The 16,714-nt window shown below is 69.0% G+C and carries 17 protein-coding genes; 8 read left to right on the top strand and 9 right to left on the bottom strand.

Features of this window, described 5'->3' with window-relative positions; translation table 11 throughout:
- Positions 1–109: 109 nt before the first annotated feature.
- Together N5096_RS10065 and N5096_RS10060 are read left to right on the top strand one after the other, a co-directional pair.
- Positions 110–703: a DUF5789 family protein gene (locus N5096_RS10065; RefSeq protein WP_267664409.1), complete on the top strand. Its 594-nt coding sequence runs from the start codon at positions 110–112 to the stop codon at positions 701–703.
- Between the two features lie 95 nt (positions 704–798).
- Positions 799–1,101 carry a HalOD1 output domain-containing protein gene (locus tag N5096_RS10060; protein ID WP_267664408.1) on the top strand — a complete coding sequence of 101 codons (303 nt, stop codon included), beginning with the start codon at positions 799–801 and terminating at the stop codon, positions 1,099–1,101.
- A gap of 34 nt (positions 1,102–1,135) precedes the next feature.
- Here N5096_RS10060 and N5096_RS10055 read toward each other — a convergent pair whose 3' ends face one another.
- A complete protein-coding gene (locus N5096_RS10055) occupies positions 1,136–1,936 on the bottom strand; it encodes a TrmB family transcriptional regulator (protein WP_267664407.1) in 801 nt (266 codons plus the stop codon).
- A 396-nt stretch (positions 1,937–2,332) separates the two neighbouring features.
- On the opposite strand from N5096_RS10055, the gene N5096_RS10050 reads away from it, so the two are divergent.
- A complete protein-coding gene (locus tag N5096_RS10050; RefSeq protein WP_267664405.1) occupies positions 2,333–3,130 on the top strand; it encodes a TrmB family transcriptional regulator in 798 nt (265 codons plus the stop codon).
- 32 nt (positions 3,131–3,162) lie between these two features.
- Here the strand turns inward: N5096_RS10050 and N5096_RS10045 are convergent, their stop codons facing one another.
- Positions 3,163–3,501, bottom strand: coding sequence for a DUF7344 domain-containing protein (locus N5096_RS10045; protein ID WP_267664404.1), 339 nt, complete (start codon positions 3,499–3,501; stop codon positions 3,163–3,165).
- 251 nt (positions 3,502–3,752) lie between these two features.
- Between N5096_RS10045 and N5096_RS10040 the strand changes: the two genes are divergently transcribed.
- The gene (locus N5096_RS10040; protein WP_267664403.1) at positions 3,753–4,250 is read left to right on the top strand and encodes an SHOCT domain-containing protein; all 498 of its coding nucleotides are present in this window, start codon (positions 3,753–3,755) and stop codon (positions 4,248–4,250) included.
- Between the two features lie 25 nt (positions 4,251–4,275).
- Here the strand turns inward: N5096_RS10040 and purQ are convergent, their stop codons facing one another.
- Together purQ and purS are read right to left on the bottom strand one after the other, a co-directional pair.
- Complete coding sequence (gene purQ, locus N5096_RS10035) at positions 4,276–4,953, bottom strand: phosphoribosylformylglycinamidine synthase I (RefSeq protein ID WP_267664402.1); 678 nt, start codon at positions 4,951–4,953, stop codon at positions 4,276–4,278.
- A gap of 73 nt (positions 4,954–5,026) precedes the next feature.
- Positions 5,027–5,278, bottom strand: a complete 252-nt coding sequence (gene purS, locus N5096_RS10030) for a phosphoribosylformylglycinamidine synthase subunit PurS (RefSeq protein ID WP_267664401.1) — start codon at positions 5,276–5,278, stop codon at positions 5,027–5,029.
- A gap of 179 nt (positions 5,279–5,457) precedes the next feature.
- Here purS and N5096_RS10025 point away from each other — a divergent pair, with 179 nt between their 5' ends.
- Both N5096_RS10025 and N5096_RS10020 read left to right on the top strand, forming a co-directional pair.
- The gene (locus tag N5096_RS10025) at positions 5,458–6,441 is read left to right on the top strand and encodes a formyltetrahydrofolate deformylase (RefSeq protein ID WP_267664400.1); all 984 of its coding nucleotides are present in this window, start codon (positions 5,458–5,460) and stop codon (positions 6,439–6,441) included.
- Between the two features lie 49 nt (positions 6,442–6,490).
- Positions 6,491–6,679, top strand: a complete 189-nt coding sequence (locus N5096_RS10020) for a hypothetical protein (RefSeq protein WP_267664399.1) — start codon at positions 6,491–6,493, stop codon at positions 6,677–6,679.
- A 25-nt stretch (positions 6,680–6,704) separates the two neighbouring features.
- On the opposite strand, the gene N5096_RS10015 is transcribed toward N5096_RS10020, so the two are convergent.
- On the bottom strand, positions 6,705–9,533 hold the full coding sequence (locus N5096_RS10015) for an ATP-dependent helicase (protein WP_267664398.1): 2,829 nt from the start codon (positions 9,531–9,533) through the stop codon (positions 6,705–6,707).
- Between the two features lie 96 nt (positions 9,534–9,629).
- Here N5096_RS10015 and cmk point away from each other — a divergent pair, with 96 nt between their 5' ends.
- Positions 9,630–10,244 (top strand): (d)CMP kinase, encoded by a 615-nt coding sequence (gene cmk / locus N5096_RS10010; RefSeq protein ID WP_267664396.1) that lies wholly within the window; start codon positions 9,630–9,632, stop codon positions 10,242–10,244.
- Between the two features lie 6 nt (positions 10,245–10,250).
- Here the strand turns inward: cmk and N5096_RS10005 are convergent, their stop codons facing one another.
- The 4 genes from N5096_RS10005 to N5096_RS09990 all read right to left on the bottom strand — a co-directional run bounded on the left by N5096_RS10005 (position 10,251) and on the right by N5096_RS09990 (position 15,027).
- Complete coding sequence (locus N5096_RS10005) at positions 10,251–11,225, bottom strand: hypothetical protein (protein ID WP_267664394.1); 975 nt, start codon at positions 11,223–11,225, stop codon at positions 10,251–10,253.
- Between the two features lie 329 nt (positions 11,226–11,554).
- Complete coding sequence (locus tag N5096_RS10000) at positions 11,555–12,568, bottom strand: YncE family protein (protein WP_267664393.1); 1,014 nt, start codon at positions 12,566–12,568, stop codon at positions 11,555–11,557.
- Positions 12,565–13,674: a sulfurtransferase gene (locus tag N5096_RS09995; RefSeq protein ID WP_267664391.1), complete on the bottom strand. Its 1,110-nt coding sequence runs from the start codon at positions 13,672–13,674 to the stop codon at positions 12,565–12,567. Before N5096_RS09995 ends, N5096_RS10000 begins: the two co-directional genes overlap by 4 nt.
- Positions 13,675–15,027 (bottom strand): twin-arginine translocation signal domain-containing protein, encoded by a 1,353-nt coding sequence (locus tag N5096_RS09990; protein WP_267664389.1) that lies wholly within the window; start codon positions 15,025–15,027, stop codon positions 13,675–13,677.
- 155 nt (positions 15,028–15,182) lie between these two features.
- On the opposite strand from N5096_RS09990, the gene N5096_RS09985 reads away from it, so the two are divergent.
- Complete coding sequence (locus N5096_RS09985; protein ID WP_267664387.1) at positions 15,183–16,382, top strand: YeeE/YedE family protein; 1,200 nt, start codon at positions 15,183–15,185, stop codon at positions 16,380–16,382.
- The last annotated feature ends 332 nt before the right edge of the window (positions 16,383–16,714 follow it).

The following is a 16,714-nucleotide window of genomic DNA, read 5'->3' as shown; positions in this document are numbered from 1 at the left end:
CGGTCGTTTTCGGGCATAGACACTTTGAAAACGCACCGCCTCACCTTTCAATCCTTATCTGAACACCGCCGTCGGATTCATCCTGCGCCTAAAGGCGCAGGTATTCTCCTTGATTCCCTATAAAGACGGACGCGAGAAGCAGGCGGCGAACGAGGATCGGCGCCAGCGAGAGCGCGACGTCGCCGCGGAGCTGGAGCGGGGCGACGAGCCGGAGCCGCCGGTCGACGTCGACGGGCTCGTCGACCTGGAATCGGCGCTCACGTCCCTCGAGTTCCCGGTCACGGGGGCGGCGGTCGTCGACGCCATCGGCGATCACGACGTCGATTCGGTCACGGGGAGCTACGCGCTCGAGGAGCTCGTCCCGGAGACCGACGAGGAGGTGTTCGACTCGCCCGCCGCCGTCACCGCGCAACTGCCCAGACCGACCGTCGCCGCGGCCATGAAGCGGGTGCTCGAAGCCAGCGACACGCTGCCGAACACCGACCTCCCCTGGTCACAGCGGAAGGCCTACGAACTGACGCTCCAGGAGCTCAAAGCGATCGACGCCGACGACGAAGGAGTGACGGTCATCGCCGACTGGATCGTCGAGCACGTCCGCGAAAAGAAGGGGCTCCCGAGCTCCCGAGACGTCCGTCGGCGAGCGATGAAGCTCTGCCGGGCGAACGGGTATCAGGTCCGCAGCGACGGGTGGCTCGGGATATAGGAACGGGCGTGTCGGAGCGCTCCCCGACGAATATCTGTGTTAACTATTCGGGTGAAAATCGTCACGGGTTTTATCCGCGCGCCCCACCTGGGCGTATGGACTCCGAGATCGGGAGCGACGAATCGGTGAGCGCGGCCGTCGTTCGGGCGGTGAGCGCCGTCGAGGGTCGGAATCCGGGAGCCCTTCCGCCGCTGACTCGGGTTCTCGACCCGGACGCGTTGGACCTGCTCTTCGACCCGCGCGCCGACGGCGAGGCGCGGACCGGCGGCCGGCTCTCGTTCGTGTACAGCCGCTGCCGCGTCACCCTCGACAACGGCGAGTTCCTCACGATCCGGCCGCTCGACGACGATCCGCGGGCCTCAGCCGACCGCGACCCGGACCGCGCGGAACACCGGTGAGGAGGGCACCGATCCGCGGCGAGGCGTCCGACCGCTACTGCGGGTCGCGGGCGGGGACCAGCCCCTGCGCCATCAGCCGCCGGGAGATCACGACGAGGCCGTTCCCGAACCCCTCCCCGAAGATCGCCTGTTCCTCCTTGCTATCGGAGAGGATCGAACTGACGAGGATCGTCGAGCGGTTGACCAAGAGGAGCCGCCCGATCGCCGTCTCGTCGTCGACCAGCTCCTCGCCGCGTAACCACTCCAGCCCGGAGACGAACGTCGTGGCCCCCGGCACGGCCGCCTCGACCTGGTCTTGAAGGGACTCGGACAGCGCTCCGACGATCAGATCGATGTCGTCGTCGACCGCGTTGAGCGTGTCGACGAGCCCCTCGGTCAGGAGCGACTCGTCGCCGACGACGAGCACGATCTCGTCCGTGGCCTTGTCGATGAGCTCCCCCGTCCTGTTCTCGATCGCGTCCCGCCCGGATATCGCCCAGATCTGCTGGACGGGGGACTCCTCTTCCTCGTCCACGATCTCGACCGTGTCGAGGGCGTTGTGCAGCCGTTCGACGCGCTCCTCGTACTGATCGCGGAGGGTTTCCGCCGCCTCGTCCAGCGGAACCGCGCGGAACTGCTGCGGGCTCGAGTGCTGGATCTCGACCAGCCCCTGCGCCTCGAGGACCCGTATCGCGTCGTACACCCGCGTGCGGGGAACCTCCGTTATCTCGCTGAGCTTCTTTGCGGTCCCCGTGTTGACCCGAGCTAATCCGACGAAGCATCGGGCTTCGTACTCCTTCAAGCCGAGTTGCTGGAGGATCTCGATTGCGTCCTCCACGTTTTCTGGTGTGTCCATGTGTGTCCCAACCTCCCGGAGATGACCGGGGTTCGACCGACGATTACCCCCCGGAACGGATATGTATTGTCACTCTCGACATGACCGCCGATACCACACTCAGATGCCGCCTCGCGATTTCAGCGACGTCGTCGGTTCCTGGGCGGTGTCGGCTTTTCCCGTTTGTGATATTCATAGTGACGCAGGCGACACCGTCGTCTACTAGACCTTATAAGAGTGTAATATATATACCGCTACTATCACTCAGTTAATCACAAAAGAAATAATACGGTGTGGGCACCACGAGTGAGACGCACGCAGGTCAGTTCTGTGTCCCAACCACCGCACTGCTGCGTGCCAGTCCGGTCACACCGTTACTGGGTGGCCGGGCCATACTCCCGGAACTCAGACACACCGATGAACGACGACCCAACTGACGACCCGCGGTCCGCGGCCGTCGAGCAGCTCGAGCGGTTCGGGCTGAGCGCGTACGCCGCGCGGACGTTCGTCGCGCTGTCGACGCTGAAGTCGGGGACGGCCAGAGACGTGAGCCAAGTGTCAGAGGTACCACGGACCCGGGTCTACGACGCGGTCGACGAGCTACACGAGCAGGGCCTCGTCGACGTCCTCCAGTCGTCGCCCAAACAGTTCCGGGCCATCTCCGCCGAGACCGCGAGTCGGACGTTCGAACACGACCTCCGGTACCGCACCGAGGTCCTTCGGACGGCGCTGAGCGAACTCGAACCCGCCGACCACCAGACCGAACAGCAAGGCGTCTGGACGGTCAACGGACAGCGGGCGGTCACGGACCGCGTCCTCGAGTTCTTCGAGACCGCGGAAGAGGAGATCGTCTACATGACCGTCGAGGACCTCCTCACCGACGACGTGATCGACGGCCTGAGCGAGGCCGCGGAGCGCGGCGTCTCGATCAAGATGGGCGGCGTCTCGCCGGAGGTGCAAGCGTGCATTCAAGACGACATCCCCGGGGTGACGATGTACGAGTCGCTGTGGGTCTGGTCGGACACGTCGGCGGGGCGACTCATGATGGTCGACGGCCGGAAGACGCTCGTCAGCGCGCTCGTCAACGGCGCGGACGCGTCCCCGTCCGAGGCGCGGACGGAGACCGCCATCTGGGGCGAGGGCGACGCGAACAGCTTGGTCATCGTGCTGAAGGCGATATTCGCCTGGCGCCTCGAGACGGAGAACACGGACTGACCGGTCGCCGGCGAATCAGGAGTCTGGATTGGTCACGGATCGCGGAGCGGCTGCGCTTCGTCGGCGGGAAGGGCGTCAAGTACCGTTTCGACGCCCTCGTCCGGCCGGTACCGGATCACCTCGTCGTCGCGGCCGTAGTCGATGACGCCGTGATCGTTTAACTTGGGCAGATGGCTGTGGATCAGCTGGATCGAGAGCCGGTCTCGGTCCGGGGGGTCCGCGGTCGGCGCGACGCCGCCGTCGCTCAGGTCGTCGAGGAGGTCCTCGAGCGTCGTCGTTCCGGTCGGGTCGTCCCGCAGCCGTCGAAGGATCCGTCGCCGCTGCCTGTCCGAGACCAGCCGAAGAGAAGCGTCGAGACGGGAGTCGCTCATACTACGGAGATCGGTCGCGAGCGGCATCAAAGGGAGAGATTTCCACGCTGAGATTCCTTTTGATTACGCGAGTAACTCATTCGGGGCACCCGCGCGCCTTCCCCGCCCCGACTCGGCGGTCCGTCCGCGACCGCGCCGAACGACAGGTGCGAGCCGAAGACGAGCCGGCGGTCACGGAGTGACGCGGAGCGGATTCCGAGGCCGCGAGACGGAGCGCACCGAATATATGTGTAGAAATGTATTTATTATACATGATTGTTCGCAACTGCGCCGAACGCACCGTTACGGGAGTCACCGTCGCCGGCTTCGCGGGTATCGCCCCCCTCTCGCTCGTCGCCGGATCGGTGGCCGCCAGCGGGACCGATACCGCCGGGACGACCGCAGGTACCGGGATGACGGGCGGCGGCGGAATCGGCGGCGTCGGGATGATGGGCGGCGCCGGAATGGGCGGAATGGGGGCCTTCGCCCCGCTCGCGCTCCTCGCGCTCGTCGGCCTCCTCGCGCTCGGCTACGTCGGGATCCGCGCGATCGCGACGGCGACCGAGGACGCCTCGGCCGACGGGGAGGTCGACGACGACGAGGAGGCGGACCCGATCGCTCGGCTCCAGCGGCGGTACACCGAGGGAGAACTCACCGAGGCGGAGTTCGAGCGGGCGCTGGAGCGCGAGCTCGCGGACGAACCGCCCGACGACGACGTCGGGGTCGACGCGGCGAGCGCCGACCCCGAACCCTCGGCGCGCAACGGGTAGAAAACGGGTCGGATCGGTGGGTGGGTCAGGTGAACGCCCGGAGGATCCCCGCACCGTCCGTGCTCCGACCGAGGTCCGGGAGCGTGGCGCGCTCTGGATGGGGCATCAGCACGGCGACGGTCTCGCGCTCGCCGAGGACCCCGGCGACGTTGTCGGTGGAGCCGTTCGGGTTGGCCGCGTCGGTGACGTTCCCGTCGGCGTCGCAGTAGCGGAAGAGGACGCGGTCGTCGGCGACGAGGTCGGCGTGGGCCGCCTCGCCGATCTCGAAGCGCCCCTCGCCGTGCGCGATGGGGACCTCGACGACGTCGCCCTCGTCGTAGGCGGCGGTCCACGGCGTGTCCGCGCGCTCGACGCGGAGGTGAACCGGTTCACATTGGAAGCGCGCGGAGGCGTTGGTGGTGAACGCGCCGGGGGTGAGCCCGGACTCCGAGCCGACCTGAGCGCCGTTACAGACGCCGATCACGGGGACGCCGTCGGCAGCGGCCTCGCGGACCTCGGCCAGGATCGGGGCGCGGGCGGCCATCGCACCGGCGCGGAGGTAGTCGCCGTACGAGAAGCCGCCGGGGAGGACGACCCCCTCGGCGTCGGCCGGGAGGCCGTCCTCGTGCCAGACGCGCTCGGCGTCGACGCCGACGTGTTCGAGCGCGCGGACCGCGTCGCGGTCGCAGTTCGAGCCCCCGAACTGGACGACGGCGACCGTCACGCCGACCACCCCGCGTGGGCGGCCGCGAGCGCCGCGTCGGTGACGATCGGCGTCGTCTCGACGACGGCGACCGTCATCGCTCGGCGACCGCGACGTCGTAGTCGTGGATGGTCGGGTTCGCGAGGAGCCGCTCGGCCATCTCGTCGGCGCGATCGGCCGCCTCGTCGGCGTCGCCGGCCTCGAGGTCAACCTCGAAGCGGTCGGCCGACCGGAGGTCCGAGAGCTCGAACCCGAGGCGTTCGAGGGCCTGCTGGGTCGTCTCGGCCTCCGGGTCGAGGACGCCCCGCTTCAGCCGGACCGTCACCGTCGCGGTGTATGCCGTCATGGGCGGTACTGCGGAGTCGTGTGTAAAAACCGTTTTGGAACGCCTTTTATATCCACATTCGTGGATACATATCGGTCGATCGTGTGTGTCGCGGGGCGACACGGAACGAAAGGGGCAAACCCCTCCGCGTTCTCTGTCGACTGTATGCAGCCGCTTGAACCCTCGGAGGTGATCGTCGCATGACCCGCGAACTGACCGAGATCACGGTCGTCGGAGGAGACAAGACCGGACTCATCGCGCGGGTCACCTCCCTGCTGTTCGAGCGAGGGATCAACATCGAGGACCTCGACCAGGCGGTCCGCGAGGGCGTCTTCCGGATGACGACCCGCGTGGACGCCTCGGAGATGGAGACCTCGCGCGGCGAGCTTCGCCGCGCGCTCGCCGAGCTCGGCCGCGAGCTCGACGTCGACATCCAGGTCCGGTTCCCGAGCGACCGCGACGCCCGCCGGATCGCGCTCCTGGTCACGAAGGAGACCCACGCGCCCGAGGCGCTGTTGGAGGCCGAGGCCAACGGCGACCTCGCCGACGACGGCGAGGAGGCCGAGATCCCGGTCGTCGTCGGGAACCGCGGCGACCTCCGGTCGCTCGCGGAGCGCTACGATAAGCCCTTCTACGACGTCGGCGACGGGAACGGAAACACCGACGAGGGGCGGCTTCTCGACCTGCTGGCCGAGTATGACGTGGACCTGATCGTCTTGGCCCGTTACATGCGCATCCTCTCGCCCGAAGTGGTCTTCCGCTACGAGGGCCGGATCATCAACGTCCACCCCTCCCTGCTGCCGGCGTTTCCTGGCGCGGAGGCGTACCGGCAGGCGAAGGACGCCGGGGTCCGGATCGCCGGCGTCACCGCTCACTACGTCACGACCGACCTCGATCAGGGGCCCGTCATCGCCCAGCGCGCCTTCGACGTGCCGGCGGGCGCCGACGTCGGCGACATCAAGCGCCGCGGGCAGCCCCTCGAGGCCGACGTGTTGCTCGACGCCGTCCGGCTCCACCTCGCCGACGCGATCGCGATCCACCGCGGGACGGTCCACGTGCGCGAGGACGCCGACGTCGAGGCCCAGCTCGGGCTGAGCGAGGCGGCGATCGACGCCAACCCCGACGAGCCGGTCGACGGCGAGCCGCTCTCGCGCTCGGAGACGCCGACGGCCGGGAGCGACTGAACCTTTCCCCCGCCGACCTTTTTAAATACCGGACGCGTAGGAGCTGTCGATGCGAACGGACCGGTGCCCCGCGCGGTTCGTCGTCAACGCCCGCGCCGTCGTCCGCAGCGACGAGCGCCTGATTCTCCTCTTCCTCCTGCTGCTCTCGGTGGCGGGGCTCGCGGTTTTCCTTCACTACACGACGCTGATCCTCGAGGGTCTCCCGGACGTGATCCCCTCGGAGCCGCCGCGGCCGTGAGGGCGTCGGCGTCGCCGTCGCCCGGTCACGACCTGTCGTCGCCCCCCTCGATCGACTCCATGACGCGGGCGTGGAACTCCTGAAGGACCGCCGACTCGTCGTCGGCGAGCACCGTGTCCGAGTCGACGAGCGTCGCGAGCCCGAATGAGATCGGGGTCGGAGAGTCGACCGTGTGGTGGACGACGTCGACGTCGCCGTCGGCCACGCCTCCGAGCACCTCGCGGAGCCCGGCGAGATCGAGCCGGTCTTCTAGCAGTTCCCGGTACGTCTCCTCGGTGACGGCGAACTCGTCGAGCTCGTCCGCGAACGAGAGCAGCATCTCGGCCGACACCTGCTGTTCGGCCGCCGTCTTCTCGTACCCCTTGTACCGTTTTATGATGAGCAGCGAGCGCGCCGCGTCGATCCGGAAGTAGCGCTGGTGGAGGTCGGTCCCCTGCACCGCCTCGCGGAGGTCCTCGCGGACCGTCCCGGGGTCCAACTCGCGGAGGATCGCGGCGATATCGACCTTGCGGTTCAGCGGGAGCGCGAGCGAGAAGCCCCGGTCGGCGACAGCGACCGCGACGTTCGCGTCCGTGCGGTTCGCGACTCCGGCGGCGACGAGCCGGGAGAGCCCGTCGTTGAATCGGCGACCGTAGTTCGAGTGGACGTAGAACCGGCGCTTGTACTCGGCGCGGTCGAGCTCCTCCTCCACGACGAGCCGCGAGGGCGTGGGGACGCTCTCGGCGCCCGCGTACGCGACCTGCTCGTCGTAGGTCCGCGCGATCGCCCGGACCGCGTTGCCGTCGAGGGGGAACTCGCGGAGCCACGCGCGGACCGCGGGCGGCCCGCTGTCTCCGAGCCGGTCGAGCAGCTCGCCCTGGAACGCCAGGACCTCGCGGGCGAGGTCGTACGAGAGGGGCAGCCGCTCGGAGTACCACGAGGGGACCGTCGGGCGCTCGCTCGTGCGGTCGACGTACACCTTCGAGCCGCGGCGGTACCCGAAGGAGAACCGCTCGCCGCCGAGCGAGAACACGTCGCCCGCCTCGAGCGTGTCGAGGTAGCTCTCGTCGAGCGTCCCGACCGGCTCGCCGTCGCGCGTGAGCACCTGGCAGCTGAACGAGTCCGGGATGGTGCCGATGTTCGTCATATAAATGACCCGCGCGAGTCGGCCGCGCTTCCCGACGAGCAGCTCGCCGACGGGGTGCTCCTCGTGGTGGTGTTCCCCGTCCGGCGGGTCGTTCTCGTCGCGCCACACCTTCGGGTAGACGTTCTTATCGGCGAGCCCCTCGTAGTCCGCCGTGAGGTAGCGCATGAGGCGCTCGTAGTCGGCGTCGTCGAAGTCGCGGTACGGGTGCGCCCGGCGGAGCGTCTCGCGGACCTCGCGGTCCGGTCGGATCCGGTTTATCGCCATCCCGTAGACGTGTTGGGCGGCCACGTCGTAGGCGCCCTCCGGGAGGAAGACGCGGTCGACGAAGCCGTCCTCGGCGCGGGCGAGCATCGCCGCGCACTCGACCAACTCGTCGCGGTCCAGCGCGAACACCCGCCCCTCGACCGTCTCGCCGGGGCTGTGGCCCGCGCGGCCGACGCGTTGGAGCAGCGCCGCGACCGACTTCGGCGAGCCGACCTGCACCACCAGGTCGAGGTGGGGCATGTCGATGCCGAGTTCTAGGCTCGTCGACGTCGTGACGACGTCGAGGTCGCCCGCTTTTAACCCCTCCTCGATCCGGGTGCGCTGCCCCTCGCCGAGGCTCCCGTGGTGACACCCCGAGTCCGACTCGTCGTAGCCGAACCGCTCCCTGAGCTCCTGGAGGGTGCGCTCCGCGCCCGACCGGGAGTTCGTGAACACCAGCGTGTTCTCGTGGGACTCGATCAGCTCGCGGAGGGACTCGTAAAAGCGGTCGGTGACGACGGAGCGCGGCGTGTGGATCAGGTCGGCCGCCGGGGTCCGGAGCTCGAGGTCGAACTCGCGGACGAAGCGCTCGTCCACCAGCTCGCACGGGCGGGGTTCGAGCCCCGACTCGTCGCCGACGGTGTCGGCGACGCGCTCGCGGCCGACGAGGAACTCGGCGACCTCGTCCAGCGGCTCGACCGTCGCCGAGCAGCCGATCCGGATCGGAGAGCCGTCGGCCAGGTCGGTGAGCCGCTCCAGCGAGACGGCGAGGTGGGTGCCGCGCTTGTTGGCCGCCAGCGAGTGGATCTCGTCGACGATGACGTACTCGACGGTCCGGAGCTTCTCCTTGAACTTCGGGGAGTTGAGCAGGATCGCCAGCGTCTCCGGCGTGGTGTTGAGCACGTGCGGCGTCTCCTCCAGCATTGCCTGCCGGTCCGCCTTGCTCGTGTCCCCGTGGCGGATCGCCTGACGGACGCCGGGATCGGGTGCGTCCCCCGCCTCGGTCGCGCGGCCGCTCTCCGCGTCCCGCTCCGCCGCGATCCCCTCGATCGGGACTTCCAAATTCCGCTTGATGTCGTTCGCGAGCGACTTCAGCGGCGAGATGTAGAGGCAGTACACCGAGTTGTCAAGCTCTCCCGTCCGCTCTCGAGCGAACAAGTCGTCGAGGACCGCGGTGAAGGAGGCGAGCGTCTTCCCGCTGCCGGTCGGCGCGGCCACGAGGCAGTTCCGGCCCCCGTCGACGTGGGGGATCGCCTCGCGCTGCGGCGGCGTGAAGAAGCCGCCGTTCTCGCCGACGTACGCGCCGAACTCCGACACCCACCAGCGGCGGACCGGCTCGGAGAGCCGGTCGAGCACGTCGGCGTCCGGGAGCGGCACCGTCTCCGGGTCGAACTCGACGGACGGGGCGTCGTTGGCGGCGAGGGCCTCGCGGAGGAGCGCCCGCGCCGAGGGGCCCTCCGACCCGCGTTCGGTGAGTTCGCTCACTGTCGCGTCTGTGGGCGCGCGAAGGGATATCGGTTGTGTCGGTGGCGGTGTGCGAACCGCCCCGTTTATGCGCGATCCGTCCGTGACGGCGCATGTATGAGCGAAACCTCGCCGGCGACGGAGCGGGAGATCGACCGCAACCTGTTCGTCACCGTCTCCGGGCCGCCGGGCTGCGGGGCGACGACGCTGGTCGAGGGGCTGGCGGAGGCGCTCGACTGCGGCTACGTCTCCGGGGGCGAGCTGTTCCGCGAGATCGCCGCCGAGCGCGACATGAGCCTCTCGCAGCTGATCGCGAAGACCGGCGAGTCCGAGGAGATCGACCGCGCCCTCGACCGCCGGCTCCGCCGGATCGCGGAGAAGTGGGGCGCCGCCAACAAGGCGTTCATTCTGGAGTCGCGCCTCGCCGGGTGGATCGCGGGGAACCGCGCCGACGTCCGGATCTGGCTCGACGCCCCCGACGAGGTGCGCGCCGACCGGACGCTGGACCGCGAGGAGATGACCTCCGAGATGCAGGTCCGAGAAGTGATCGAGGAGAAGCGCTACCAGTCGTACTACGGGATCGACCTCTCGGACCGCTCGATCTACGACCTCGCGATCAACACGGGCCGGTGGGACGTCGAGACGACCCTCGACGTCGCGCTCACCGCGATCGAGGGGTACGACGTCGAAGCCGACGAGGGGGCGTTCGAGACACCCGACTTCGAGATCTGAGACGCCCTACTCGTCGAACGCGAAGACGGCGCTGAAGTGGTTGACGTGCCAGGGGCCGGGGTAGACGCCCCAGGTCTGGTCGTCGTAGTGGTAAGCGCCGACGAAGTGGATCTCGTCCTCCTCGCGGAGGTCGTTCGCGATCCGGCTCAGCCGGTCCGCGTCCTGCTCGTAGTCGTCAGCGTCGCCGATAAAGGGATACCCGGGCTCGTTGAAGCCGGGGATACCGGTGAGCTCTCCGCCCTCGGTGAACACGTGGATCTCGCCGTTCCCGTTCTCGTCGACGGTGAAGTCGTTCTCGGACTCACCGTCGTTGCCGAACTTCTGCCCGAGGTTATGGAAGCCGACGAGGGCGTTGCCTCTGGGCGTGACGAACGGATCGTCCGGACCGAGGTCACTGTCCTCGGCGAGCGCCGCGAACTTGACGACCCAGATGGTGTACTGCCCGTTTGGGATGCCGTCTTCGACCTTGATGTTGACCCGCGTTCCCTTGTTCGGGTTGGTTCCGCCGACGATGGCGTGACCGCCGACCTCGCTGTACTCGCCCCACGTCACCGCCTCCCACGAATCGACGTAGCCGTCATCACGGTCGTAATCCTCAGGCGGCCGAACGACTTGGTGTTTCCCGTCGTTCAACGGACGGCCGAGCGCGGAGTCGTACTCCTCGTTCTCCTCGATGATCTCGTTGAGCGGGATGGACACCGGTCCCGGGTCGTAAATTTCGGTGCCGTCATTGAACGGCGGCACTTCGTCCGCGGCGTTCGTGATGAAGTTCGGGTTCTCCAGCACGTTGATGTCCGCGGTGGCCTGCGTTCCGTTCTCGCCGCCGTTGCCACCGCTCTGTCCGTTCCCGTTGTTCGCGCTCGCGGTCGTGCTCGCCAGTCCGGCGAACCCCGCCGCCCCGATGAAGCCGAGGGCGGCCCGCCGCGACGTCCGTCCGAACGCGTCTTCGTTACCGTCTCGTGGTCGCTTCTCACCGTCCATGTTGAATCACTGGATTCCGCACGCAGTAACCGGGACGGAGCCGTATTAGCTCTGTCTCGGTCATGTATTCATAACGAACAATAACGACGCATTGATAAGTGAGATGACTTCTTTTTATTCTGCGCCGCCCTGCCATGTATCAGTCACATCGTGATCACGTGATCGACGCCGATATCGCCGGGCGCGGCGTGGCGGTCGGGGAAGCAGCCGGCGGTCGCGCCCTCGACGGCTCTCGTCGGCTCGTAGCGGTCGCGGTCGCGTTCGTCGGTGCGGTCGAACTCGGGGGGCCTGCGGCGGGTCGCCCAACGGGCCTACCGGCGGGTTCGGACTCAGATCACGACGGAGCCGAAGGGGTACGCCGGCGTCTCCGCCGTCCAGACCGTCCCGTCGGCGACGTCGACCAGCGAGATCCGGTCGTCGTCGTAGTGCGAGACTACCAGCCGGTCGCCGACGCGGGTCGCGACGAGCCCCGGCGCCGGCGTCTCGACGATCGCCCCAGAGAGCGACCGGAGGCGGTCGGCGTCGGCGTCGAGCACCCACCACTCGCCGTCGATTCGGAACAGGTCGACGGGTCGGGCGAACCCCTCGTGGACCGCCGCGAGCCCGAGGTCGCGGTCGAACTCGTGGACCACGCCGTCGCGGCGGCCGGGGACGAAGACCCGGTCCTCGGCAACGACGAGGTCGTACGGGTCCGCGCCGACCGCGGCCGCATTTATAATCGGGTCGTCGCTCGGGGCGCTCTCCCCGTCCGTCTCGTCGACCCCGTCCGGGTCGAAGGCGACGACGCGGGCACCCGCCTGATCGATGGCGTATCCCCGTTTCCCATCGGGGCCGATCGCGACGCCTTGCACGCACGCGTCGCCCCCGACGTCCACGGCGCCGAGGCGCTCGTGAGCCGCCGGGTCCACGACGTCGACGGCGCCCTCGCGTCGGCTCCCGGAGTAGAGTCGCCCTTCGTCCGGAGCGACGGCGACCTCGTGGGGCTCCGCGCCGACCCCGATCCGGGTGACGAGCGTCAGCGTCTCCGGGTTGACTACGGCGAGCGCGTCGCCGGCGGTACAGGAGACGAACAGCTCGCCGTTCGCGGTCGCGAAGTGCGAGGGACCGAGTACGCCCGTCTCGACCCGCGAGACGGCGCCGTCCGCGCCGACCGCGGTGACCGCTCGCTCGCCCATCGTCGCGACGAACGTCTGTCCCCCGGCGGTCGCCGCGTGGACCGGGTGGCTCCCGACCGGGACCTCGCCGAGCGGCTCGCCGTCGGCGAGCGCGAACAGCGCGAGGACGTCGTCGCCCTCGCAGGGGACCGCGACGATGCGGTCGGACGGGGGGTCGCTCCCGGTCATCCCGTACAGGAGAAGTCGCCGCTGCCGTCGTCGCCGCCGACGCTCCCCTCGGTCTCGACCACGACGCTCGTCTTCGTCTCGACGGGGTAGCGCCCGCGGTCGCCCTCGACGTTGGCCCACTCGCCGAACCCGCCGTCGTACACCCGCACGTCCTCGAACCCGATCGCCCGGAGCGTCAGCCACGTCGACGTTGGGTCGACGTTGTCGTCGCCGTAGACGACCACGGTGCCCGCGCGGTCCAGCTCCGCCCGGTTCTCGTACAGCCCCACGAGGCGGCCCGGCTCGGTCATCCGCCGGCCGGCGACGTTGCCGACCCAGTGGACGCCGACAGCGCCGGGGAGGTGCCCGTGGCGGTCGTTGTCCGGATCCAGGGCATCGGAGCCGGGCGCGCCGAGGTACGCCTCCGGGATCCGGACGTCGACGAGACCGGGACCGTCCCCGTTGAACGTCCCGAGGCGCTCGGCGAGCCAGTCCCGGGTGACCCACGCCGACTCGGCGGGGTCGGGTTCGTACTCGACCGGCGTGATCCGGTCTCGGTCACCCGTCCCGAGCCGGCCGTTCCAGCCGGAGAGGCCGCCGTTGAGCGCCCGGATCGAGCCGGCGTGGCCCAGCGCTCCGAGCGCGAACGCGGTCCGGGTCACGCGCGACCCGACGCTCGCGCCGTAGACGAGGACGTCGTCGTCGGGCAACACGCCGACCTCGCCGAACGCGTCGGCGATCGCCTCGGCGTCCGGGACCAGGCCGGAATCCGTCGACTCCCGGCTCGTGATCGCGTCGAACGGGACGCGCCGGGCGCCGTAGATCCGCTCCTCGCGGAAGCGCTCCGGGTCCCGGGCGTCGAGGACGACGACGTCGTCGCGGTTGTCGGCGAGCCAGCTCGGTCCGACGAAGTGAGCGACGTTCCCGCCGACGTCGTTCTGCGCGGCGACGTCGGCCGGGGTGGTGACCCCCAGACAGCCAGCCGCACTCGCCGCGCCGGCGACGGTCGCGCCGGCCGCGGCCCGGAGAAGCCCGCGGCGGGTGGACGCCGGGGCCGGATCGCTCTCGGTACCGTCACTCCCGGCGTCGCCGACTGTCCCGTCGCCCGGCGTGCTGTCGGGAGCCATCTACCCGCAGTAGCAGTGGTCGTCCATACACCAGGACGCCTCCATCTCGCCGAACGTGATGCCGAGCGAGGCGAGCGACGCCTGGATGCTCGACACCGCGTCCTCTTCCGGGCGGACCGTGCCGGCGACCGCGCCGGTGGGCGCCTCGCCCACCTCAACGGTGTCGGCGACCTCGCGGCTCTCGTGGTCGATCACGGCGACCTGGTTCGCGTCCTGCACGGGGACGTACAGCTTCTCGCGGTCCGGCCCCCACGCGCCGGCGATGCTGCTGCCGCCGACGTCGAGGGTCGTCTCGTACTCGTTCGCCTCCAGGTCGATCACGCCGACGCCCTCGCCGGGGATGAAGAGGTACGCCGCGGTGTTGTCGGGGGCGACCTCGCTCGTGATCGGCATGCCGGGGAGCCCGTCGTCGCGGGTGATCTTCGCGATCTCCTCGGGGTTCTCCGGGTCGGAGATGTCCCAGACGCTCTCGGAGCCCTCGCGTGCCACCTCGGGCTCGCCGCCGAGCGTCCCCTCGCCGTTCTCGACGAGGAGGAGCTCCCCGTCGAAGGAGGCGGTACACATGAACGGGAGGACGTTCCCCTCAGTGACCGGCTCGCCGGCGTCGACTCGGTTCACCGTCTCGAACGGGTCGACGCTCAGCACGCGGACCGCCTCGTCGGCGACGTCGACGACGAACGCGTAGTCGCCGTTCGGGCCGAGGGTCATGTCGCAGGGGCCGACGTAGCCGGTCTCGATCTCGGCGGTCACCTCGCCGAAGGTGTCGCTCTCGCGGTCCGCGTCGACGCGGAAGATCGCGTGTTCCTCGTCGCCTTCGGGTTCCATGCCGGTCGTCCCGCCCGAGGCGATAAGGAGGTGCTCGCCGTCGGGCGTCACGTTCGGGTAGTTCGGGCCGTACCCTGTTTCGACGAAGGCGAGCTCCTCGAGCGTGCGCTGGTCGAAGGCGCGGACGCCGCCGGGGACGTTCAGCCAGAACACGCCGTGCGTGTCGTCGAGACCCGTCCCGTACTGGTTGGCCGGGAAGGAAGCGGTCGTTCCGAGGAAAGTGCTTGTGAGCAGCTCGTCGGTTTCCGTGTCGATGACGCTCAGCGTCCGGTCGCCGTTGTTGAAGACGAACATCGTCGGCGCGGGCTCGTCGCCGCCGTCGCCGCCGCCGCCCGAACACCCGGCCAGCGCCGTCGCCGCGCCGACAGTCCCCGAAGCCTGCAGGAGGCGGCGTCGGTCGATTCCGTCCGCGAACGGGTTGCGGCGGTCGTCGTTCGCGAGCTCGCTCCCCTTCGCGGGGCGCGGCGCCGCGTCGTCCGAGGCGCTCGACGCCGCGCCGTTCGTCCCGCATCCGCAGTCGTCGGTCATACAACAACGACGCGGCTCGCCCGTAAAGGGCTCCCGGAGTCGCGCTTCGTTGCCCCGTGTGTGATATAAGAGCAAAAGTTGCGTACTCCGCTGACCGACGCGCACCGTTACCGTCTTCAGCGACGTTTTAGGTACGGGGACACTCCGCTCCGGCAATGATGCTTTCGCCCGTCGCTTACGTCGGGATCTCGATCGCGGTCGGGCTGTCGTTCGGGGTGTTACTGCAGAAGGCGCGGTTCTGCTTCGTCAGCGCGTTCCGGGACTTCGTCGCGTTCAAAGACACCCGCGTGCTGACGGGGCTGCTCGCCGGGATCGCGGTGATGACCGTGTTCTGGAGCGTGCAGGCCACGTTCGGTTACTTCCGCGGCTTCTGGACGCCCGCGTGGGGGCTCGGCTCGCTGTTCGGCGGCTTCGTCTTCGGGCTCGGCATGACCCTCGCCGGCGGCTGCGCGTCCGGGACGCTGTACCGCGCCGGGCAGGGGTACCTCCAGTTCTGGCTCGTCCTCCTCTTCATGTTCGTCGGGTACGTCCTCTTCGCGTTCGCGTTCCCCGTCGCCGAGACGTACTACTTCGCGACGCTGAACCCGTTCGAGGGGCGGACGCTGTACCTCTCCCTGCCGTTTTCGCCGGCCGTGACGGGAGTGCTGGCGGTCGGGTTGGGCACCCTCGCGTACGCGTTCGTGAAGGGGCGGAGCCGGCTCCCCGACGACGGGACCGGCGTGGGGACCGACACCCGGGCACAGGCCGCGCTCGGCGCCTCCCGGACGCTCTCGGCCGTCTCGACCGGGCTGCGCGGTATCGCCGACGGGACCGTCGAGTACGCCCGCGGGCTGCTCGATGACGACCGTCCCCTGAAGATCCGGCTCCGTGACTCGTGGGACGCGCGGACCGCGGGCGTCGCGATGGCGCTCGTCGCGAGCGTCTGGTTCTACGTGCACGGCCACTGGGCAATCACCGGCAGCGAGGCGCGCTGGGCCGGCTACCTGCTCGCGGGGGCCGGGTTCGACGTCGCGAGCGTCGACTACTGGGGCTCGATCCTTTTCCGCGACGGCAACATCTCGCTGACCATCGACATGGTGATGATCGCGTCGCTGATCGTCGGCTCCTTCATCGCCGCGTACGCCTCCGGCGACTTCCGGATCCGGAAGCCGAAGCTGAACCGGGTTCCGAACTACGCGGTCGGCGGCCTCCTGATGGGCGTCGGCTCGCGGCTCGCGGCCGGCTGCAACATCGCAAACCTCTTTTCGGGGATCGCGCTGCTCTCCGTACACTCCTTTTTAGCCGGCGCGGGGATCATCGTCGGCGTCTACGTGATGACCCACTACATGTACCGCGAGGTCGGCTGCGCTATTTAGGGAACGTCAGCAGGTCGATTCGGATTCACGGATTGGGGCGGCGGCCGGGGAATCTCCGAGGCTGTGAGGTTCTTACCAGTTCCGGTAGGCCATTTATAAATGGACACGTGCGGTTCGTCGGTGAACGCCTCCAAAGCCCCAGTCGCTCGCTTATAAACAAGTAGCTCCGGTTCGTCGGTGAACGCCTCCAAAGCCCCAGTCGCGAGGACTCGCGCGCTTTGCTGCGCTCCTCGCTCGCTGGCGCTCGCTGCGGTGCTTGCTGCAGCGTGCTTCGCCCTCGTGACTGCCCCTTTGAGTCCCACCCCGCACCGCACAACACCGCACCTCACGCC

This window comes from Halorubrum yunnanense, from assembly GCF_026586675.1.
GTDB lineage: Archaea > Halobacteriota > Halobacteria > Halobacteriales > Haloferacaceae > Halorubrum > Halorubrum yunnanense.
Note: the sequence above shows the minus strand (reverse complement) of the source record. Positions and strands in the feature narration are given on the sequence as shown.